The organism is Staphylococcus sp. HMSC65H10 (assembly GCF_001839185.1).
Taxonomy (GTDB): Bacteria; Bacillota; Bacilli; order Staphylococcales; family Staphylococcaceae; genus Staphylococcus; species Staphylococcus simulans.
This window is the reverse complement of record NZ_KV840424.1, coordinates 1-21,474: the sequence shown is the minus strand read 5'-3', so window position 1 is coordinate 21,474 and position 21,474 is coordinate 1. Positions and strand designations below refer to the sequence as shown.

The window sequence follows — 21,474 nt, the reverse complement described above, 5'->3', positions numbered from 1 at the left end:
TCTGGGAAGACAGCAACAAAGACGGTATCCAAAATTTAAATGAAAAAGGTATCGCCGGCGTAACAGTGACACTGACTAAACCAGATGGTACAACAGAATCAGTTGTGACAGATGCTGAAGGTAAGTATAATTTTACTGGATTAGAAAACGGTGAATACACAGTTAAATTCACTGCACCAGAAGGTTACACAGCAACTAAGGTAAATGTTGGTGATCAAGCATTAGATTCAAACGGTTTAGAAACGAAAGTCGTAATCAACAATGCAGATAATTACACAATCGACAGCGGATTCTATAAACCAGTGGTAGAACCAACACCAGTTCCAGCGACATACACTATCGGAGACAAAGTATGGGAAGATAGTAATAAAGATGGTGTTCAAAACTCAAATGAAAAAGGCATTTCAGGCGTAACAGTTACTTTAACTAAGCCGGACGGCAGCACAGAAACAACAGTAACGGATGAAAACGGTATCTATCAATTTACTGGATTATATAATGGTGAATACACAGTAACATTCGACACACCGAAAGGTTACGAAGCAACTAAAGTAAATGTAGGAGACAAAGCATTAGATTCAGACGGTCAAACAGTTAAAGTTTTAGTAGATAATGCGGATGACTTCACAATCGACAGCGGCTTCTATAAACCAGTAGTAGAACCAACACCAGTTCCAGCAACATACACTATCGGAGATAAAGTGTGGGAAGACAGCAACAAAGATGGTGTTCAAAACTCAAATGAAAAAGGCATTTCAGGCGTAACAGTTACTTTAACTAAGCCAGACGGCAGCACAGAAACAACAGTGACAGATGAAAACGGTATTTATCAATTTACTGGATTATACAATGGTGAATACACAGTAACATTCGACACACCGAAAGGTTACGAAGCAACTAAAGTGAATGTAGGAGACAAAGCATTAGACTCAGACGGTAGAACAGCCAAAGTCGTTGTAGATAATGCGGATGATTTCACAATCGACAGTGGCTTCTATAAACCAGTAGTAGAACCTGAAAAACCAATCACACCTGAGAAACCGGAAGAACCAAAAGTTCCTGAAAAACCAGAGAAGCCGGAAGTACCAGAAGTGCCAGAGAAACCAGAAGTACCTGAAGTACCTGAAGTACCAGAAAAACCTGAAAAACCAAATAAACCAGAAGTACCAACTACACCAGAACAACCATCAGAACCTGGTCAACCTACACCACCTAAAGCACCAAAAGATGATGTAGCCCCTCATAAAGTAGTTAAATCTGAAAAACAACCGGAAAAAGCTCCAAAAGTTTCTAAAGATAAAGCTTTACCAGAAACAGGTGAAGAAGGTACAAATGCAGGTTTAATTGGAACATTATTCGCGGCATTAGGTAGTGTATTCTTATTTAATCGTCGTAAGAAAGAAACAAAAGATCATAAATAATGTATCGCAGTAATACTTTGAATAGGTTTTAATGCATAAGTAATGCCTCCTTAAGCTCACATCATGTGAAGGCTTTTGGAGGCATTTTTTTATTCTAAGTCATAAATTTCTTCGTATCTTACTTCTGTTGCTTGTGGTAACCAAGGCTTGCCTGACATAAAGCCAACGTGAGCACCTTCAAATTCTGTATTCATTAGTTCATCCATAGCTTTTCTTTGCCAATCTCTTTCTCGTTTTCTTCGAAACTTTTCATCTTCGCCCATTTCAAAACGGTAGAGCCATTCAGGAATAAACTTTTTGGGTTTACGTTTCTTAGTTCCAGTGTATTCATTGAGTTCAATAGTGATTGCTCTTTTCTCATAATAGTAAGTGTCATTAAGAAAGATTAAATCAAAGGAGAAGGGTTCAGGTAAGGGGATGCCGAGTTCTTTATACTTTGCTAGGGCGAAGCCTAAGCAATCTTCAGGAGATAGGAGTTCGATTGGAGGAAGTACTTCATGTAGTGATTCTACATCGAAATCTACAAAGAAGTATTGGCCTTCAAGCTTCGGATTATTCTTATAAAATATTGCGACGTATGTGACTTTCATTATCTCAAGTCCTCTCTATATTTATTGTGACGCAGCTTAATTTGAGTAATAAACATAGTAGATGTTATTACTTAGAAATTAGTATAAAAAAAGGAAGTCGACGGCACAATCGACTTCCTTTACCTATTCAGTAAACTTGTATTTATAAGTTAAATAATACCTTGTATCTTCAACACAATATGAGCTACGACGGCTGAACCGACATATGTACTCATTAGAATGACCATACCTACAACGATTGTTTTCCAACCTAATTTTGCAAAGTCAGTCCAAGAGTTACCGATTGAAATACCAGCATATGCAACAACTGGTGTAGCTAATGCCATTAATTCTACATTGTGTGTCCAACTAACGATATAAGGTGCCGTCGGCATACCAGGAATTGTAAGTACTAATCCAAGTACACCAATATAAGCAATACTAGGAATGTTAAGAGGGATAAGCTGTTGAAGAATCATACCGACTAAAGCGATTCCCATTAACGCAAGAACACCTGGAACAGCTTTTGAAGGCATAATGTCTTGGCCAATCCAGTTACTAATTAACGCAATAAGTCCCACAACAACAAGCGTCAAAGACCAGTTGATAATATTAGACGTGAGTTTCATGAATATCCCTCTTTCCTTTTGTACTTTTTTGTAGTCTAGCTTTAACCTTCATAACACCATTGTAGTAACGAATTGTTAATGGTAATGCGATTAAGATACCCATATATAATCCAGTTACTGATGTTAATAAGTTACTGACTCCTGAAAATGCTTTAATATCACTAGCGTAGCTTGGGAACATTTCAATAATAGGACCAACTGCGGCAGCTGACATAACGCCACTACCAACACCAGTCGCCATTGCGTAAGCTAATGGATGTAAAGGTATAATGGATGCGATCAAACCTGAAAAGATACTAAAGAATATCGCACCGAAAATTGTTCCGAAGATATACATAGACATGACACCACGCCATTCTGGTGATTCAATTCCGAACTTTTCTGTAATTAACGCCATGTTTGCTTCTCTACCAATAGAGTGTGTCATACCGATAGCCTCACGACGTAGTCCAAGCATAATTGCCAACGGCAAAGAAAGGAAAATCGTACCTAAGTTACCAAGCTCTTGTAAAACTAATGCTGGGCCTGCTGCGATAATTTTAGGAAGTGCAGGTCCTGCTTCAGTACCAAATTTCGCAATTAAAATAGCAACAGAAATAAATACCATAGGCTCTGAGTTTTTGGCTTGTTTCTTACCAACCAAAGGAGTGAAATAAGCTAATAAACCTAAGACAACTCCATAAACTACAGGTAATAATAAAATAGACGTAACCCCTAATGGAATATCGAATGGGCCAATTAATTCACAAATCACAACAATGGCTAATACTAAGACATGTAATCGCCAATCTTTCCAGTAGTGTTGTCTTCGATTCATAGTTATCTCCTCCTATAATAATTATTGTAATAATCAGAAAATTGTGTGAATGAACTCATTGTAACGTTAAACATATAGAAAGTGAAGAGGTAAATGACACTTATTTTGCTTTTTTGGTAAACAAAATGTAGAGCAAAAGCATGTATAATTTGTATGTTCGCATTTCCATGCTGATAAATGTATAGAAAAAGGAGAGTAGTTTATGAGTGATAAAAATAAATGTGAGAGGTAGGCGTTCATATTGTAGAAATTGAAGCAGGTTTTAAATCAATCGTTCTAAAAAATATAGAAAAGAAGGACAACAAATGAATACAACATCAAAAGATAGAAATAGGAATGTAATGGATCGATCTACAAAAGAGGAAATAAATGTTCAGAGTATCGAATGTATAAAAAATTGGAGAACGTGTGATGAGAAGGAAAAAGAGTATTGGGCAAACAAGTTCATTATGCTGAATCACCATACTGTTGATAAAGTGGTTGAACAAAATATATTACAGATACAAGAAACGATTTTAGAAAAGCAAGATTTAGTATCATATGGATATGAAGGATTGCTCAATATAATGGAAAAGTTTAATTTAGATAATGAAAGCTCTTTTCAATATGATAAGTATTTCAGAGTTCAGTATTATGTCAGAAAGAATATAGATGATCACAAATCTTCATATAAAATTCCCACGTTTGAAAAAGAACAGATAAATTATATGAATCGTTTAATGTCGCAAAATCACTTTCTGGATGAAGATAAGTTAGATGCATTGTTGAGGGAGAAGATTGGGGTTTCTGAAAAGCAATTATTCAACTTAAAAAAGTTCATGGGAATGTGTGTTTATAACCAAATATCATTAGATGAAGAAATGGATAATCTTAAAGAAGATGAATTCATAGATAATAAACTGAGGTTTATTGAAAGAGAAACTGAAAATAGCGTAGAGGAAACAGTTATAATTAATCAATTTATTGAATACATGGTAAATCAAGCTAAAGAAGTTTTGCCTACGGATAGATATTTTATAGTATTCACTAGATATTTAGGGATAGATGGAAAAGAACCAGAAGAATTAAAAAACATAGCTAAACTAGTAGAAACAAGCTATAGATATACTGTAGTTATAAAGAATAGTTCAATTTCAAAGATGAAGTTTGCTGCGAGAAGAGGAGAAATCTCCAATTGGTTTAAAGAAGAATAGTGGAATATTGTTTTATGAATGAGTAGTTAGATCTATAAATATTAAATAAGCCTTGAACTTCTATACGAGTTATAGAGATTCAAGGCTTACGTATACTATTAGAAATTTTTATTAAGTAAGTGAACATGGATAAAAGTAAGATAGTTAAGTGAAGTAAATTGTTTTGTATAAAATATTAATGTATGTATAAAATTAGCAAATTAGTAGTAAAAAATATGGTAAGAGACAGGGCAAATTCGCTAATTGTTATAAATGATTAATAAGTTTATCGATAGAAATAAGTAAGTCATGCATACCTGTATGACTCATATAGATGCATGACTTATTCTATTTAATAAAAAATAGTTTAAAAAGTAGTGACGAGAAGATAAGAAGTAAGATCTATGAATATAAAGAATTAGTAAGCTCTTTAATAATTAAATCTCCTCTGGTTTTAATCATATTTATAAGAGAATCATATTCTCCTGCTACTAGATCAAATTCTATTTTGTCTATAACTCGTTTTTCAGGATAACTACTGTATTTTATGTAGTTATATTCGTGAGTATCTTCCTTATTAATATTATCTAAATTAAAAATTTCATACAGAAATTTTTCTTTCTTTTTACGATTAGAGCCTTCATCTAATAGCATTATATTACCTAAAGCACCTGCCGGTATTAAATGATTATTTTTATGTTTATTGTATAACTTTCTTGAGAAAATATGTTCATAATCAAAGTTATCATTTAGACCTTTATAAAAATCAGAGTGAGTATTTGCAATGCATGATATTATCATTTTTTCGTCAGATTGGATATTTACGCTAGATTTATTTATACTTTCGTCGTTCCAACGAAGTAGTTCATTCATAAAAATTTCTTTTGGTAATGCATTTGAATATCTATTGTTTTTATTTATATAAATATCCATTAACTTTTTATCTCCGGTTCCAGACCAGTAATTTCTTATGATGTCATAAATAGAATAGCTAACAATATTATCTAAAATTTTCTGACGCTCTTTTTTTCTTCCTTGTTTTTCTTTTATATATAAACTATCTTTTGTTTCATCAAGTATAAGCGAATATGAAACTTGCCATAATGATGCGAAGAATGACATGATTTGTAAACGGGTAAATGACTTTGTTTCATGTTTTTTCTTTCTTGTTAAAGATGACAAAGTAAATATATTGTCGAATTTATTGTTAATGATTTTATACACACCTACAATTTTACTAACCATATCTTCTATATTATTACCGTTTTTTAAGTATTTATGGAAGTGAGGTAAAGTATTCATTTTAGAGGTCGGGATATCAAATATCATTAACATAGTTTGAAAACCTAATTCGTTACATATGTCTTCACTTATTTTATCAAAGAAGATATACAATTCTTCAGCAAGTATTTTACCTAAACCATAACAAAATTCGGATAAGTTAATTTCACGACTATTTCTCATCTCTTGAGGGTCAAAATCTTCAATAAGTATGCCCCGATCATTATTCAAAGTTTCATATCTATCAATAATATTATCCAAAATTTTATTACTATACTCAGCTTTACTTAATTCAATATTATATTTATCCCAATGAGCTGCAAAAACTTGATATTTTGATAATTTTTTCCCGCCGCTATTCAATCTTTGAAAAACTTCAGCAAGTTGTGTTTCATCACCTTCAAAAATAATGCATGGTATCTTGACTTTGCTAATATTTAATTGGTTATTAAAAAATTCAGTGACTTCTTGTTGAATTTCTGTTATTTCATCACGTATATCTTGGTCATCTAAAGCAGGAAATTTGTCTATCACTTTCTTGGAAAGAGCTGTTGCTCTTGTATTTGGTGAATTAGGATCGTTATTTTGTTTTACTATTTCTAATAAAGTATCTTTAGAGAAATTCACAACTTCGTTAGTGGTACTTTTAGATGCATTTTTATAAAGTCTAGCTATTCTTTCAGCAAATTCATCAAATTCAATATAGTTTGTAGGATTATCTTTGAAATCCAACATTGTAGAATATCTTTGTAGTCCATCTATTAAACTGTATCTATTTTCATTATCTTTAGTTTTTTCTCTTTCGTATTCATACAACAAAATAGAACCAAAGGGAAATCCATCTTTAAGAGTATAAAAAAACTCTTTTTTTTGGTTATTAGACCATACAAGTGCTCTTTGGAAGTTCGGTAAATTTAATTTGCCTTGCAATTCTTCAAAAGTACGTGTTTCAATTCTATATCCCAATTTATCCACTCTCCTCGAGTTACTATTATTTATTAAAAACCCTTTAAAACTAGTACGTAATTTGTGATTCAAAATTTTACGATAAATAAACTTAATTTATATTAATCATATCATTAAGGGTTAAGCAATACTATATTTTGTTATGAATATAAGCATAGATTTGACGACTAGTTATTAATTATTTAGATGAGTTAGATCAAGGAAGTTAAAACACTATTTGTAAACATATTATTATTTATACATATTTGTATAGCGATTTTATTTCCTACTGTTCACAGACATTTATAATTATTTTAAAGAGGGGTTTAGTGTATACTTACTACAATGTTGATGGTGTGTTAGGCGATTAATATAAACAGTTTAAGAAATTAGATGATTAATCAAATGAAGTATTAAATTTATATATTTAGTATAGGAGTAATAATTCAATCATATAAGGAAACATTGTTGTTTGAAAGTGAATAAGGGTCTAGATTTAATGACATGCTTTGTGGAAAAGCAACATGAAGTGGAGCGATAGAAGCATATAATGTATCTAAAGAGAATGTAATAAAATGGTTAGACACAAATGGAATAGATAATATATGAGGGCTAGATGAACTAGTAAATAATGTTGCAACGCCAATTAAATAAAAAAGCATCGGAATTATCGTAAATACTCATGATAATTCCGATTTTATTCATGTTCTATAAAATTAACAAATATGGATTTTCGATATACTTCGCAAGCATTTTTAAGTACTCTGCAGCATCAGCACCATCTAATAACTGGTGATCAAATGTTAGACTGAGTGGTAAACGTTGAATTTGCTTTACATTGCCATCCTGTATAACAACTTCTGATTGCATAGCACCAACACCTAGGATACCCGCTTCACCCACATTTAAAATTGGAGTAAAGTACTCAATCTCACTTGTACCCATATTAGTGATCGTAAATGTAGCACCAGATAAGACAACATCATTAGTTTCACCATTGCGTACTTTTTCTGCAGAATCTTTAATTTCATTTGCTAATGCACCGATGCTTTTACTATCCGCTTCTTTAATCACAGGCACCATCAGTCCATCATCTAATGATGTCGCAATACCTAGATGTACTTCATCAAATTCTTGAAGCTCACCATTTTCATAGCGGACATTAATTTTTTTATACTCTTTTAGTGATAATACTACAGCCTTAGCGAGCAATGCTGTGATAGATAACTTCACATCTTGTCCAGCATTACTTAACTCTGTAGCTAATTTTTCTTTAAATGATAATAATGGATCAGCATTAACTTTACGGTGCAGAGTAAGTTGTGCTGTTTGTTCGAGACTCTGACGCATATTTTGAGCAATACGTTTACGTATTGGATTTAATCCTTCTCCTGCAGTAGAAGATGGAACAGAAGCAGCAGAAGGTGTATCAGTTGTATCTTGACTCTCTTTATCTAATCCATTTTCAAGAACACGCTGTATATCAAGTTTAGTAATTCTTCCATTTCCACCTGTGCCTTCGATACGAGAGATATCTAAATTGTTTTTATCTGCCATATTGCGTGCCAGAGGAGAAATGAATATACGTTCTCCTTTATTTTGAGTAGCACTAACTTCTTTAGGAGATGGAGACTCGTTAGTATCATTTGAATTCACATCTTTTTCTTCAGAAGTTTCATCTTTTTCTGAACTGTTTTCTTGCTCACTTTCTTCAACAGTCTCTCCGCTTTCTCCTATAACCCCAATAGGTGTTTTGACTTTCGCTTCTTCACCGGCTTGAGTAGTGATTTTTATAATAGTTCCGTCAGCAGGGGCTTCAACATCTTGTGTTAATTTTTCTGAACTGATTGAAACGATGATGTCACCTTTATTTACTGAATCACCTTCTTGTACATGCCATTCTTCAACAGTTCCTTCTTTCATTGTCATGCCTAGTTTAGGCATCATAATATTTGTGCTCATTTTATCCACCCCCTTAACTTAAGATTTTACTTTCTTTAAATCAGCAATTAGTTCATCAGCTACATCTAATACTTTTTCTACACTTGGAATGTATGCTTGTTCTAAGTTTTGAGCGAAAGGTACAGGTGTATCTGGAGCAGTAACCTTTTTAATAGGTCCATCTAAGTAATCGAATCCAATATCACCAATTACTGAAGCGACATCTCCAGCTATATTACATTGAGGATTAGATTCATCTATCACAATCAAACGACCTGTTTTCTTTACTGATTCTAATACCGCTTCTTCATCCCATGGAGAAATTGAGCGTAAGTCGATGACTTCAGTTGAAATATTATCTTCAGATAACTTTTCAGCAGTGTCTAAAGCTGTCTGTACCATTTTTCCTATTGCTACAATTGTTAAGTCATCGCCTTCTTGTACGACATTAGCTTTTCCAATCTCAACAATATAGTCTCCTTCAGGGACGTCACCTTTCATACTTAGTAATGTTTTGTCTTCTGAGTAAACAACTAAATTATCGTCTTTAATCGCTGCTAAAAGTAATCCTTTAGCATCATATGGATTAGAAGGGACTACTACTTTAACACCAGGAATACTAGCAAAAATATTATATAGTGTTTGTGAGTGTTGCGCAGCGGCACCAGCGCCAGCACCATGGACAGTTCTAACTACCATTGGAATCTTGGCTTTACCGCCAAACATATATCTCATTTTTGCACCTTGGTTTAAAATAGGATCAAGTCCAAACCCGATAAAATCATTGAACATTAATTCTGCCACAGGTCTTAAGCCTGTTGCAGCAGCACCAACTGCGGAACTTAAAGTAATATGTTCAGCGATAGGAGTATCGATTACGCGATTACGTCCATATTTTTTAACTAATCCCTTTGTAACACCGAATACACCGCCGAATGAATCATCATCTTGTAAGTGATCTACATCTGCACCGCCGGCTACATCAGTACCAATTAATATAACGTTTTCGTCTTGTTCCATCGCAATATCCATTGCTTCGTTTACGGCTTTCATAAATGTGATTTTACGTTCTTCTCCCATTGTCAGTTCCCCCTTTAAGCTTATGCAAATACATCTTTATATAAAGAATCTAAATCTGGTAATTCACTATTTTCACCAAATTCTACTGCATCTTCTACAGCTTTTTTCGCAGCTGTTTCAATTTCATTTGCTTCATCTTCAGTTAACAAGTCATTTTCAATGGCATATTTTCGGAATTCTTCAGTTGGATTACGATCAGCATTTCGGTCTTCTTTTGATTTTACTTTTTGTTCATCGCCTTCAAAGTGTCCATACTTACGATAAGTATCACACTCTATAAGCGTAGGACCTTCACCATTTTTAGCACGTTCGATAGCTTCTTTAGCTGCATCATATACTTCCACTACATTCATTCCATCTACATAAACACCGGGCATGTTATAAGCTGAAGCTCTCTCAGCAATTGTTTCTGATGCACTTGCATATTTATGTGTAGTACCTTCACCAAATTGGTTGTTTTCACAAACGAAGATAACAGGCAGGTTTAAAATCGAAGCGAAGTTTAAGCCTTCATGGAAGTTTCCTTCGTTTGCTGCACCATCTCCAAAGAAGCATACAGCAACATTATTTTTGCCTTGGTTTCTTAAAGAAATACCAGCACCAGTTGCTAAGCCGAAACCGCCACTTACAATACCATTGGCACCGAGCATACCTTTATCTATTTCTGCCACGTGCATTGAGCCACCTTTACCATGGCCTAAGCCGTCTCGCTTACCCATGATTTCAGCCATCATACCGTTTAAATCGCAACCTTTAGCAATAGCATGTCCGTGTCCTCGGTGTGTACTCGTGATATAGTCATCATCTTCTAATAAAGCCATTACACCCGTTGCGACACCTTCTTCGCCAACGTATAGATGCACGAATCCAGGGATTTCTCCTTTGCCAAATATCTCATGTACTTTGTCTTCAAATTCACGGATTTCATTCATTGTTTTATAGATCCAGCGTGCTTCTTCTTTATTCATAACTAATTCCCCCTTAAAAATAGCTATTTATGAATTGCTTTATTTAGATAACTATCTGCAGATTCTCCCATTACTTCTAAAAGAGAAGGGTGAGGTTGAATCACTTGCGATAATTCTTCTATTGTTCCTTCAGATACTTTTACACCTAGCAGTTCACCAATTAACTCAGTAGCATTAGGCCCGGTAATAAAACCACCTAATATTTCACTATATTGAGTATCAATAACGAGTTGAATAAAACCATCTGTCTCTCCCTCAATCAAAGCTTTAGCATTACTTTGGAATTGAGCTTCGACTGTTTTAACTTTATAACCTTGTTCTTCTGCTTGCTCTTGAGATAATCCTACTGAAGCGGCTTCCACACGCGTATAGATACAACGTGGAATCATTTCATTTTGAATTGCTTTAGGTTTTAAACCAGCAATACTTTCTGTTGCCATGATTCCTTCAGCACTCGCAGCATGAGCAAGCTGATAACTATTTACTAAATCTCCAACGGCATAAATGTGTGGGATGCTAGTTTGATAATTTGTATCAACCTTTAAAAATGATTTTTCATCTTTTTCGATATTGAGTTCATTAATGACTTGAAGGTTCGGTTTTCTGCCAGTCGCGACAAGCAGGGTATCAAAGTTAATATTTTTTTGATCTTTTAATTGGATATGATCTTGGGTAACCTTATCAATTGTGCATTGCGTTAAAATTGTAATGTCTTGAGAATCTAAATGTTCTTTTAATACGGAGCGGATTTCTTTAGTTTCAGTGAGTAAGATATCATCAGCGACTTCTATAATTGTCACTTTAACACCTAAGTCAGCCATTGATGATGCGATTTCTGTAGCAATAACGCCACCACCAATTACTGCTAATTGCTTTGGTAGTTTTTCGATTTTGAAGATAGTGTCTGTAGTGTGATAGTTTGTTTCTTTTAGTCCAGAGATAGGAGGAACGAATGGAGTACTGCCAGTTGCAAGAATAATGTCTTTAGCCTGGATGGTTTGCTGATCAACTTTAATGGTTAAGTCTTCGTTTACAATTGCTTCACCCTTAATCTGATCAACTTTGTTTTGTTTAAGTAAATGCTCAACACCGCCAGTTAATTGAGAAATTACTGTCTTCGATCTAGAGAGCAATTTAGAATAATCTATGTCTAAATTTTCAGTGTGTATTCCCCAAGAGTCAGCAATGTTAATGTTTTGAACTTTTTTACCATATTCTAATAATAATTTGGATGGTATACAGCCAACGTTTAAACAGGTTCCCCCAAAATACTGTTTTTCAACGATAGCTACTTTTAAACCTAATTGTGCTGCTCGAATAGCAGAAACATAACCACCAGGGCCAGCGCCAATAACAACTAAGTCATATTGTTTCAAATTATCGCCCCCTTAATATAAAAGATGAAAACAAGTAAACATTCACTATGTAAGCGCTTACTTAGTTTATTCTCATTTTACTTAATATTTTCTAAATATTCAAATAAATATGTGCAACTCTAAAAATTTACAGGAATATTGAGTAGCAATTTGTGATAAATCAATGATTAGTATTAAAGTTAGAAGCATTCATCGATTAAAAATTACAACTGATATGTAATTACTGTTTATAAAATGAGAATCAGTATATAAAGGCTAAAATTAAAGAGAACGGTATTAAAAGAACATGAAAGAACAATACATTGTGTATAAATGTATTTTGGAAGCTGAATCGTATGGTGGTTTTATTGTTTTCCTATTCACTGACACTTATAATTATCTTAAACAGGTGTGTAGTATTTAATTACTACAATATTAATGGTGTATTAGGTGATTAAAATGAATAGGAAAAGAAAGCCGATAATTAAACAAATAAAGTATTCAATGGAGGATTTAAATCATTTTGTGGACGTATGGGAAGGCTCTGAGGATTCGAAGTATCTGTTGAAGTATCCTACGGTTTATATCATTAATGATGATAAGCAAAAGGGTTTTAAGGTGTATGTAGGGGAGACAGCTGATATTAAGGAGCGTACTTCTCAGCATTTATTGACGGATGCGAAGACAGTACCTTATTGGGCAGATTTTTCGTTGTCGTTAACGTCGACTATGTATGTGATTGGTCATCGCTATTTCAATAAATCTCTAACGTTAGATGTGGAGAATCGTTTGATGCAGTATTTATCAAGTGTTGATAGCATTGAATACATCTATAATAAGAGAGCAAACCAACAAAACGATTATTATACAGCTGATCAATTAGATGATATCTTTACGGATATTTGGAAGAAGTTGAATAAAGAGAATAATATTTTGTTCCCAGTAGAAAGTATTATTAGAGATTCAGCGATATTCAAAGCTTCCCCGTTTCATAAATTGACTCAGGAACAAAATAAAGCTAAAGAAGCGATAACGGGTAAGATTAAAGTAGCGTTACATAATAACTTAGAAGAACAGCTGGTGTTGGTAGAAGGTGAAGCGGGTTCAGGTAAAACTGTATTAATGAGCAGCTTATTCTTTGATTTAAAACGTATGTTGTTAGAAGAAAATGATAACCAACCTTTAAGTGTGTATTTGTTAGTCAATCATGATGAACAATTAAAAGTTTATCAAGAAATTGCGAAGAAATTAGGGTTGTATAATCCAAAGAATAAAAAACAAGCGATAGTAAACAAACCTACCAGCTTTATTAATCAGCGCAGTACTGAGGATAAAGTAGATGTAATCATTGTAGATGAAGCGCACTTATTATGGACACAAGGTAAGCAATCTTACCGTGGACAAAACCAACTGAAAGATTTAATTGCCCGAGCAAAAGTAGTTATTGCGGTATTTGATAGAAACCAAATCTTAAGTACTGAACAAGTGATAGAAGCAGACCAGTTAGAAAAATTGGTGTCAGAAACTAAAGCAAATAACAATCACATACATCTTAATAATCAAATGCGCATCAATAGTAATGAAGATACTGTAGATTGGATTCGTCGCCTCATAGATAAACAAACCATTGATAATATTCCTGAAGATGATAAGTATGATATTAAAATATTTGATCAACCTAAGCAGCTAGAACAAGCAATACGAAATAAAGCTCAATCTCAAGACTCTGGTATTTCACGTTTACTCGCAACGTATGACTGGAAGTATAATAGTAAAGCACCTGAAGACGCGGATTATTGGCGTGTACGTATTGGTGAATGGAGCATGCCTTGGAACAGTCAACTCAAAGTTAGTAAACGAGAAAAATCTTTATCTTGGCCTGAACAAAGTCAAACTATTGATGAAGTAGGTTCAACATTTACCGTACAAGGCTTCGATTTAAATTATGCAGGTGTGATTATTGGTCCATCTGTTAAATTTAGAGATGGTAAAATTATTTTTGACGGTTCAGAGAGTTATAATCAAAAAGCAACTAGAAATAGAACGCTCTCAGATAACACTAAAGCTAAATTCACAGAAGAATTGCTTAAGAATGAATTAAACGTCTTATTAACACGCGGCGTCAACGGCTTATATATTTACGCAGTAGATGAAGCTTTACAAAATGAACTTAAACGTGCCGCTAATGGAGGTATAGACCATGAATAATACAGAACAACTCATCCAAGAAATTAATGATTTTCGTAATGCGAGAAACTGGAGACCTTATCATAATGAAAAAGATCTCGCAATTTCTTTATCACTTGAAGCATCTGAACTTTTAGAACTGTATCAGTGGAAACAGCCTGAAGAAGTCAACGAGACAAAGCGTGAGCGTATCGCTGAAGAGTTGGCAGATGTCCTGATATACAGTTATATGATTGCGGATAACTTAGAGATGAATATTGATGATATTATCCGCGAAAAGTTGAAGAAAAATGCGATTAAGTATCCAGTAGAGAAAGCTAAAGATTCAAATAAAAAATATACAGAGTTATAACATGTGAGGACTGCTTATCGCAGTCCTTTAATTATTTAATAGAGCTCTCTGTTTTTAAGCTTTATTCGCTTAAAGAAGTTGTTGAACTCCAAATGTTTCATAAAACAAGAAATCGCCAGCTCTGCTGATTCTGGGCTCGCATAAATATAAGGGCATTCACTCATTTTCTTAACTTCTTTATTGATACGTTCTGCGCTATTACTTGTCAGTACATAGTTGTAGTTAGGTGCGACAGGTATTGTCAGATACGTAAAGCATCTTTCAAAGTATTGATTTAATAAATTTATACCTTCCTCAAAACTTGGATAGTCTTTCGTTATTTTTTCTAATTCTTTTTTGATTTCGACATTGACTTGATATTCAGTATTAGGCTCGAATAGTGCAGCTACCAGTTGACGTGCTTGTTTCGCAACGTCTTTTGGCGGTTTAGCATAGTCATCAGTATTTAAGACACGTTCAAAAGCTTCATTTAACGTAATTCTCATAGATCTAGAACATACTTGATATTTCATCGTTGGAAAATGTTCTGAACATATTTTCATTAAAGTAGGTGATAGGTCAGCAGAAATCATTAAAGGCGGGTTCATCCCACGATTTTTCAATTCATTGAAGAGTTGTGTCCAAACCACATTTTCTTCTTCAAAAGAAACAGTCAAAGTTAAAATATCTCTATATCCATATTCATTGATGCCAGTGATTGTATAGAGTTTCGCAAAGTCAATATGCGCACCGTCAAATACAGGGAGTTGAAGGGTATGAGCATGAATAAAGTGATAGTGAGTACGATCAAGCATGCGTTTGCGCCATGTATTTGTTTTAAGACTCAACACATTTTTTAACTGGGAGATGTGAGATTCAGTGATGGAGTGTCCCCAAAAATAATAGAGCGCATTATGAATTGAACCTTGTGTTAAACCATGAATATGATTTTCCAGCAATGAAATACACATCGCTGCTTCAGGTAATGCATAACTTAAGACAACAGAAGGTTCGAATTCAGTGAACAGACGTTTAGGAAAGTTGATATCCAGTTGCCCCATTTTAAGACGATAACCTTGTTGGTAAGCCTCAGTAGTTAAGTTTGAGATAGGGATATAATTGTCACGTAATATTTTTACTACGTTGAGTGGATATTCATGATGAAGATGTTGTGTTAAAGAAATCAACTCTTTCTTTGAATCAATATCCATGTTGCTTTCTTTGATTTCAGAAACTAAGTTTGAAATAGGGTAGGTCATGTGCGGTTCTTTATGAAATTGAGTCATGAAAATATTCTCCTGTCTGGATGTCATTGAATTAATAATGTGTAAGCTAAATTGAAAATAAATTAATTTATAGTCATGTAGTGCTTATTCATAAGCGCGCACCTGTCAGTTGGAAGTAAAGATTGAAGTTATGAATTGTGATACTCGTAAATTCATGTATAGGGAGTATGTATTGGATAAAATATGGCATATTAAAATTTCCTTTCTCTGATGTCTAAAATTAATATGATTTGGAAATAACTGCGATAATCTTAAACAAGATTGAGTTGTGTTATGTATCAATTGCGTGTTTCTAAGTTGTTCAGTTAGTTTGTGAATCAATTAGAGTATTACTTGAAAATAAAACTACAATGTCGATTGTCGACTAAAGGGAAAATAATGTGCTATTAACGTAAGAGGAAATGGTATTGAACGCTATGAAATAAAGTGAGTTGGATATAGCGTTATATTTAAGTGATGTACCTCAAAGAGAGATAATGAGATAGTTGAATTATAAAGTGCTTTTTAATTTTTGTAAACACTTTTTTCGATAAAATAATAAAACAGTTTGATAATACTGAATTTCAAACAATGAAAAAGGACTTAGAATATAAACAGAGAGAATGTTTGAATGCCTTTAAATAGCTGCTTAATATGATTTTAAAACGATTGATGTATTCAATGAGAAGCTAACCATTCTTTTGATTAATTGAATATATTGCAAACGATAAGAAGATGTATGTTTTTATCAGAAATTAAAGCGTGGTTACATTCATTTAAAATTTAAAATATTAGATTGACAATAGAAATAGGGGAGTGCTAAGATTTTAGCATGTAGTCTTTCCAAGAAGCTACATAACCGTTTCTAGCATGAGACTAGACATTCTATTCTGATTGGGCTAGATCATAAAGTTATCTTTATGGTCTGGCCTTTTTGCTTTGTTAGAAACAAAAAACCGCCCAAAAAGGGCGGGTCATCAAGTTGTGAATTTAAAAGTTGCGCTTCAAAACAAAAAAGAAAATGACAGCATCTTTGTCTTGCTTTGAAGACAAGAAAAAGTATATAGGATAACTTTTGATAAGTAAAGAACTTTTATTAAAAAAATCACGATAATATTTTACTTCATATATAGTGAAAAATTATCGTAAACCACAAAGGTTTTTTCAACACTAAAACTCGAAAAACACAAATTCAAGATTTTTTTGATATTGCTAAATTACTTTAATCGTTGTTGTGGTGCGGTTTTAGAAAAATAACATTTTTTACTTTATGATAGTGATAACCACCAAGAAATTGTATGAAACCGTAATGATTGTAAAAAAATCTATAAAAATTTTAAGATTTTTCTTGACTATCAAAAAACATGATGCTAATATTTAGCCATGCACAAGACAAACACCTCTCAAAAAAGGAATCCAACTTTGATACAAATTGAGAAAAAAAACAGGCCAAAGTCCAATTTGTATTTGCAGCTGTGAAAGGTGCGCGTACTGTGCAAGATTGAATTGCTGAGTTTATAAATAGAGATCGAACTTCATGAAGGTTTAACAGCACAGTAATTCAATTGACCTGACCGATTAGGTTTGTAGCTGGTAAAAAAATAACTAACGAAAGGCAATCTTTCGCATAACGGTTATATTATTTCTGGTTAGAAATCCAGTTAGACAAACATCGGTATTAGAAATTCACTCCTTCTTTAAGGATACAACTATTATTTACAAGTTCGTATCACAATGAGATATAGAAAATTTGTAATACAAAATTCGAGAGAAAAAGAAAATGAATTTTTATTTGAGACATAGAGAGAGAAATCGTCACAAATAGGATGCGTAAAAAAGTTAGTGTCCCTATTATTATTAAACACCATATCGGTGGGTTTAAATTGATGCAGTATGAGAAAAAGAGAATTACTGCAGCGGTTTAAACCACAGCTTTAAAATCAAGTAGAATTTCTTAAGATATGTTGGATGCGTATCATTAAAAATCATTAAATTTAATATTTTTTTATCATTCATAAGTGTGGAGGCTTATCGTAATTGTTTGCGATGAGCCTCTTTTATTTATACATAAATTTGTTATTCGTCAATGTAATAAAATATTACTTGTTCAGCGATCCATTTACTATCACTTTTTTTACTGGATAGATACACTAATTTTACTGTTTTGCTAAAAAATCATGAGTTTCTTCCTATTATAAATGTAAAAGCAGAGACCTATTCAGATCTCTGCTTCAGAATACCTATTTAATTTTGTTTTAATTATGAGTAGATTAATACTTGTGTTACTAACATTGCACCACCGAATACAAGTACGAATACTACAACCGGCCATACGAATCGGAACCAGTGTGAGTATCTCATATCCAACATTTGTAATGTTGCCATTACAAGGCCTGTAGGTGCTAAGAATAACATTGCGTATTGTCCGAATTGATAAGCAGTTACAATAACAAATCTTGGAATACCAACAGTATCTGCTAGCGGTGCGAAAATCGGCATAGACAGTACTGCTAGACCAGAAGATGATGGTACGATAAATCCTAGGAAGAAGAAGATAATCAATAAGATAATAATGAATATCGGACCACTCACATGAGATACGATGTCAGATGAGAATTTCAAGATTGTATCTGAAATTAATCCTTCATTCATAACTAAGTTAATACCACGCGCTAAACCGATGATTAATGATACACCTACTAAACTAGAAGCACCATTAATAAAGGCATCGACTGTTCCTTTTTCTCCTAATCCTTGTTTACCCATACCTGCAATGAACATGATAATAATCGTTACAGATAAGAACATTGCGGCCATGACTGGGAACCACCAACCTTGAGTCATTACACCCCAAACCATAAGTGGGAATGGGATAACGAACAAGATTAAAATGATTTTCTTACGCCAAGTGAATTGATCCGCATGTGCATCTTTACCCATAACAGACCATTGTTCATTGAATTTCTCACGGTCTTCATAAGAGTAAGAAGCTTTTGGATTCTTTTTGATTTTTTGTGTATACCAATATAAGTAACCAATAACAAAGATTGCACCAATGATACAACCTGCGATACGCCAATATAGCCCTTCAGTGAAGGCAATACCTGCAGCGTTAGAGGCGATAACTACTGAGAATGGGTTAATTGTTGAGAAGGTTGTTCCGACGGAACTGGCCAAGAATATGGCCCCTACACAGACAATTGAGTCATAACCCATTGCTATGAATATTGGCACCAGTATTGGATAGAAGGCGACGGCCTCTTCCTCAATACCACACAAGGTTCCTCCAAGTACCATCAGAATAGAAACCATGAAGATGAGCATAAACTCATGACCTTTAGTCTTTTTCGTTAACGCAAGTAATCCAGATTCAAATGAACCACTGGCACTTACAACACCAATCAGTCCACCGAGTACAAAGATGAATACCATAATATCAACGGCTTCAATTGTTCCGTGAACCATTGCGCTTGTAATTTGGTCAGGTCCTGCTGGATTTTGTTTTAATCTTTCGTAAGTATCTGGGATAGAAATAGGTTTATTAATTGCGCCGGATTCAAACTGTTCTATGTTGATTTTGACGCCCATTTTATCTAATTCTTCTTGGGTTCCCGGCACTTTCTTAATTTCTTTATGAGGGTTTTCAATTTTTAATTGATCAGACCCTGGTTCATAAGATAATTTAGAATACGCACCCGCTGGAATCAGCCATGTCGCAATAACAGCAACGATTGTTAAAATGAACAAAATGGCAAAGGCACCAGGCATACGAAGTTTAAATTTTTTCTTCTTTTTAGGGGGCTCTGTTGATTCTTTAGCAGCATCCATTTGATTTGCATGATCCATTATAATCATCTCCTTATAAGCAAGGGAATCTCAAAAATGCAGTTATCATATTCGAATGTCAGATAAAAAAGACAAGATACATTTTATTCAGCCCATACGCTTTATTTATATATTGGTTCCAGCTTCAAATGTCATAGAGACTATCGATAGATATATAGACTTTGACATTCTTCGGCTGTTAAATTTATATTCAAAAGCTATCCAACGCAGGACTTAAAAAAGTTATCAAAGATTAAAGTGTAAGAATACTCTTTATTTTTGCGTAAAATTTTTTTGAATCAGCGAGATCCGCTCATTCAAAATTCTGTGTATGATAGGACTTGAATATAAATTATGTAACAAAATATTTACAAAAGGCCTGAACAAGTTGTAACAAATGTGAGATTGTTCAAGCATGTTCAGGCACTTTTTATAATCAATATATCTGTCATGATTCACTATCTATTGAGCATTACCTACCATCAATAGCGAATTATTTTGTAATCACTGTACCCACTTTGCCTTCTAATGCAGCATCTAGATTTTCTAGAGAAGTAATGAGTACTTCGCCTTCTGGGTTCTTTTCAATGAATTGAAGAGATGCTTCAACTTTAGGTAACATACTACCTTTAGCGAATTGACCTTCTTCAATATATTTTTCCATATCAGCAGTAGTGACTTTAGTTAATTTTTCTTCGTTTTCTTTACCGAAGTTGATGAAGATATAATCGACTGCAGTTAAAATGATTAACTTATCAGATTTGATGTGTGCCGCAAGAATCGCACTTGATTTATCTTTGTCGATTACTGCGTCTACACCGTGTAAGTCGCCGCGGTCGTCTTTAACAACAGGGATACCGCCGCCACCACCAGCAATAACGAGTGATCCGTTATTGATTAAATCTTCAATACTTGGTAGCTCAACAATTTCAATTGGCTGTGGAGAAGGGACTACACGACGGTAGCCACGACCAGAATCTTCTACGAATGTGTATTTACGTTCTTTAGCAATTGTATCTGCTAAATCTTTGTCATAGAATTTACCAATTGGTTTTGTTGGATTTTCAAATGCTGGGTCTTCTTTAGAAACCACTGTTTGTGTGACTAAAGTCACAACAGGTTTCTTAATATCTAAATTGTGTAGTTCGTTTTGTAAACTTTGTTGTAGTTGATAACCAATGTACGCCTGACTCATTGCACCACATTCTGGGAATGGGAAGGCTGGACCTTGATCATGTTCTGCCGCAAAGTTTAATCCTAGGTTGATACTGCCGACTTGCGGACCGTTGCCGTGACTGATGACTACTTCGTGGCCTTTTTGAATCAATGCTACAAGTGATTTTGATGTGTTTTCCACTAGCTTTAATTGTTCTTGTGGGGAATTGCCTAAGGCATTTCCTCCTAATGCTACTACGATTTTAGCCATACTTTGTGTCCTCCTTATCCAATATCTCCTAGAGTCGCAACCATCACAGCTTTGATAGTGTGCATACGGTTTTCAGCTTCTTGGAATACAATAGAGTGTTTGCCTTCGAAGACTTCATCTGTAACTTCCATTTCTTTTAAGCCGTGTTTATCAAAGATTTGTTTACCGATTGTTGTGTCAGTGTTGTGGAAAGAAGGTAAGCAGTGTTCGAAGATAACACGTGGGTTACCTGTTTTTTCGATCATGTCTTGGTTTACTTGGT

The 21,474-nt window shown here is 34.0% G+C and carries 15 protein-coding genes and 1 pseudogene; 4 read left to right on the top strand and 12 right to left on the bottom strand.

Features of this window, described 5'->3' with window-relative positions; translation table 11 throughout:
* On the top strand, nucleotides 1–1,421 hold a 1,421-nt coding region (locus HMPREF3270_RS11800), incomplete at its 5' end, for an SdrD B-like domain-containing protein (protein WP_176746752.1).
* A gap of 89 nt (nucleotides 1,422–1,510) precedes the next feature.
* Here the strand turns inward: HMPREF3270_RS11800 and HMPREF3270_RS11795 are convergent.
* From HMPREF3270_RS11795 to HMPREF3270_RS11785, 3 genes are all read right to left on the bottom strand, one after another.
* Nucleotides 1,511–2,011, bottom strand: a complete 501-nt coding sequence (locus tag HMPREF3270_RS11795; protein WP_070849053.1) for a hypothetical protein — start codon at nucleotides 2,009–2,011, stop codon at nucleotides 1,511–1,513.
* Between the two features lie 149 nt (nucleotides 2,012–2,160).
* Nucleotides 2,161–2,619: a hypothetical protein gene (locus HMPREF3270_RS11790; RefSeq protein ID WP_070626705.1), complete on the bottom strand. Its 459-nt coding sequence runs from the start codon at nucleotides 2,617–2,619 to the stop codon at nucleotides 2,161–2,163.
* A complete protein-coding gene (locus HMPREF3270_RS11785; RefSeq protein ID WP_060804644.1) occupies nucleotides 2,603–3,436 on the bottom strand; it encodes a DUF3100 domain-containing protein in 834 nt (277 codons plus the stop codon). The genes HMPREF3270_RS11790 and HMPREF3270_RS11785 overlap by 17 nt, the downstream gene beginning before the upstream one ends.
* 305 nt (nucleotides 3,437–3,741) lie before the next feature.
* On the opposite strand from HMPREF3270_RS11785, the gene HMPREF3270_RS11780 reads away from it, so the two are divergent.
* On the top strand, nucleotides 3,742–4,629 hold the full coding sequence (locus HMPREF3270_RS11780) for a hypothetical protein (protein ID WP_070849051.1): 888 nt from the start codon (nucleotides 3,742–3,744) through the stop codon (nucleotides 4,627–4,629).
* 381 nt (nucleotides 4,630–5,010) lie between these two features.
* Here the strand turns inward: HMPREF3270_RS11780 and HMPREF3270_RS11775 are convergent, their stop codons facing one another.
* The 5 genes from HMPREF3270_RS11775 to lpdA form a co-directional block, all read right to left on the bottom strand.
* The gene (locus HMPREF3270_RS11775) at nucleotides 5,011–6,855 is read right to left on the bottom strand and encodes a DUF262 domain-containing protein (RefSeq protein ID WP_070867265.1); all 1,845 of its coding nucleotides are present in this window, start codon (nucleotides 6,853–6,855) and stop codon (nucleotides 5,011–5,013) included.
* Nucleotides 6,856–7,542: 687 nt separating this feature from the next.
* Complete coding sequence (locus HMPREF3270_RS11770; RefSeq protein ID WP_060804636.1) at nucleotides 7,543–8,796, bottom strand: dihydrolipoamide acetyltransferase family protein; 1,254 nt, start codon at nucleotides 8,794–8,796, stop codon at nucleotides 7,543–7,545.
* An 18-nt stretch (nucleotides 8,797–8,814) separates the two neighbouring features.
* Entirely contained in the window at nucleotides 8,815–9,855 is a 1,041-nt protein-coding gene (locus HMPREF3270_RS11765) for an alpha-ketoacid dehydrogenase subunit beta (RefSeq protein WP_061055124.1), read from the bottom strand.
* A gap of 20 nt (nucleotides 9,856–9,875) precedes the next feature.
* A complete protein-coding gene (locus HMPREF3270_RS11760; protein WP_002480079.1) occupies nucleotides 9,876–10,823 on the bottom strand; it encodes a thiamine pyrophosphate-dependent dehydrogenase E1 component subunit alpha in 948 nt (315 codons plus the stop codon).
* 23 nt (nucleotides 10,824–10,846) lie between these two features.
* On the bottom strand, nucleotides 10,847–12,199 hold the full coding sequence (gene lpdA, locus HMPREF3270_RS11755) for a dihydrolipoyl dehydrogenase (RefSeq protein ID WP_057510287.1): 1,353 nt from the start codon (nucleotides 12,197–12,199) through the stop codon (nucleotides 10,847–10,849).
* 438 nt (nucleotides 12,200–12,637) lie between these two features.
* Between lpdA and HMPREF3270_RS11750 the strand changes: the two genes are divergently transcribed.
* On the top strand, nucleotides 12,638–14,386 hold the full coding sequence (locus tag HMPREF3270_RS11750) for a DUF2075 domain-containing protein (RefSeq protein WP_070849045.1): 1,749 nt from the start codon (nucleotides 12,638–12,640) through the stop codon (nucleotides 14,384–14,386).
* On the top strand, nucleotides 14,379–14,717 hold the full coding sequence (locus tag HMPREF3270_RS11745; RefSeq protein ID WP_023016206.1) for a nucleotide pyrophosphohydrolase: 339 nt from the start codon (nucleotides 14,379–14,381) through the stop codon (nucleotides 14,715–14,717). The genes HMPREF3270_RS11750 and HMPREF3270_RS11745 overlap by 8 nt, the downstream gene beginning before the upstream one ends.
* A 35-nt stretch (nucleotides 14,718–14,752) precedes the next feature.
* Here the strand turns inward: HMPREF3270_RS11745 and HMPREF3270_RS11740 are convergent, their stop codons facing one another.
* From HMPREF3270_RS11740 to HMPREF3270_RS11725, 4 genes and pseudogenes are all read right to left on the bottom strand, one after another.
* Nucleotides 14,753–15,982: a transposase gene (locus tag HMPREF3270_RS11740; RefSeq protein ID WP_070849043.1), complete on the bottom strand. Its 1,230-nt coding sequence runs from the start codon at nucleotides 15,980–15,982 to the stop codon at nucleotides 14,753–14,755.
* Nucleotides 15,983–18,220: 2,238 nt separating this feature from the next.
* A complete protein-coding gene (locus tag HMPREF3270_RS11735; RefSeq protein ID WP_031262850.1) occupies nucleotides 18,221–19,789 on the bottom strand; it encodes a YfcC family protein in 1,569 nt (522 codons plus the stop codon).
* A gap of 490 nt (nucleotides 19,790–20,279) precedes the next feature.
* The gene (gene arcC / locus HMPREF3270_RS11730; protein WP_002480072.1) at nucleotides 20,280–21,212 is read right to left on the bottom strand and encodes a carbamate kinase; all 933 of its coding nucleotides are present in this window, start codon (nucleotides 21,210–21,212) and stop codon (nucleotides 20,280–20,282) included.
* 14 nt (nucleotides 21,213–21,226) lie between these two features.
* A pseudogene (locus tag HMPREF3270_RS11725) lies at nucleotides 21,227–21,474 on the bottom strand (ornithine carbamoyltransferase subunit F); the annotation flags it as partial.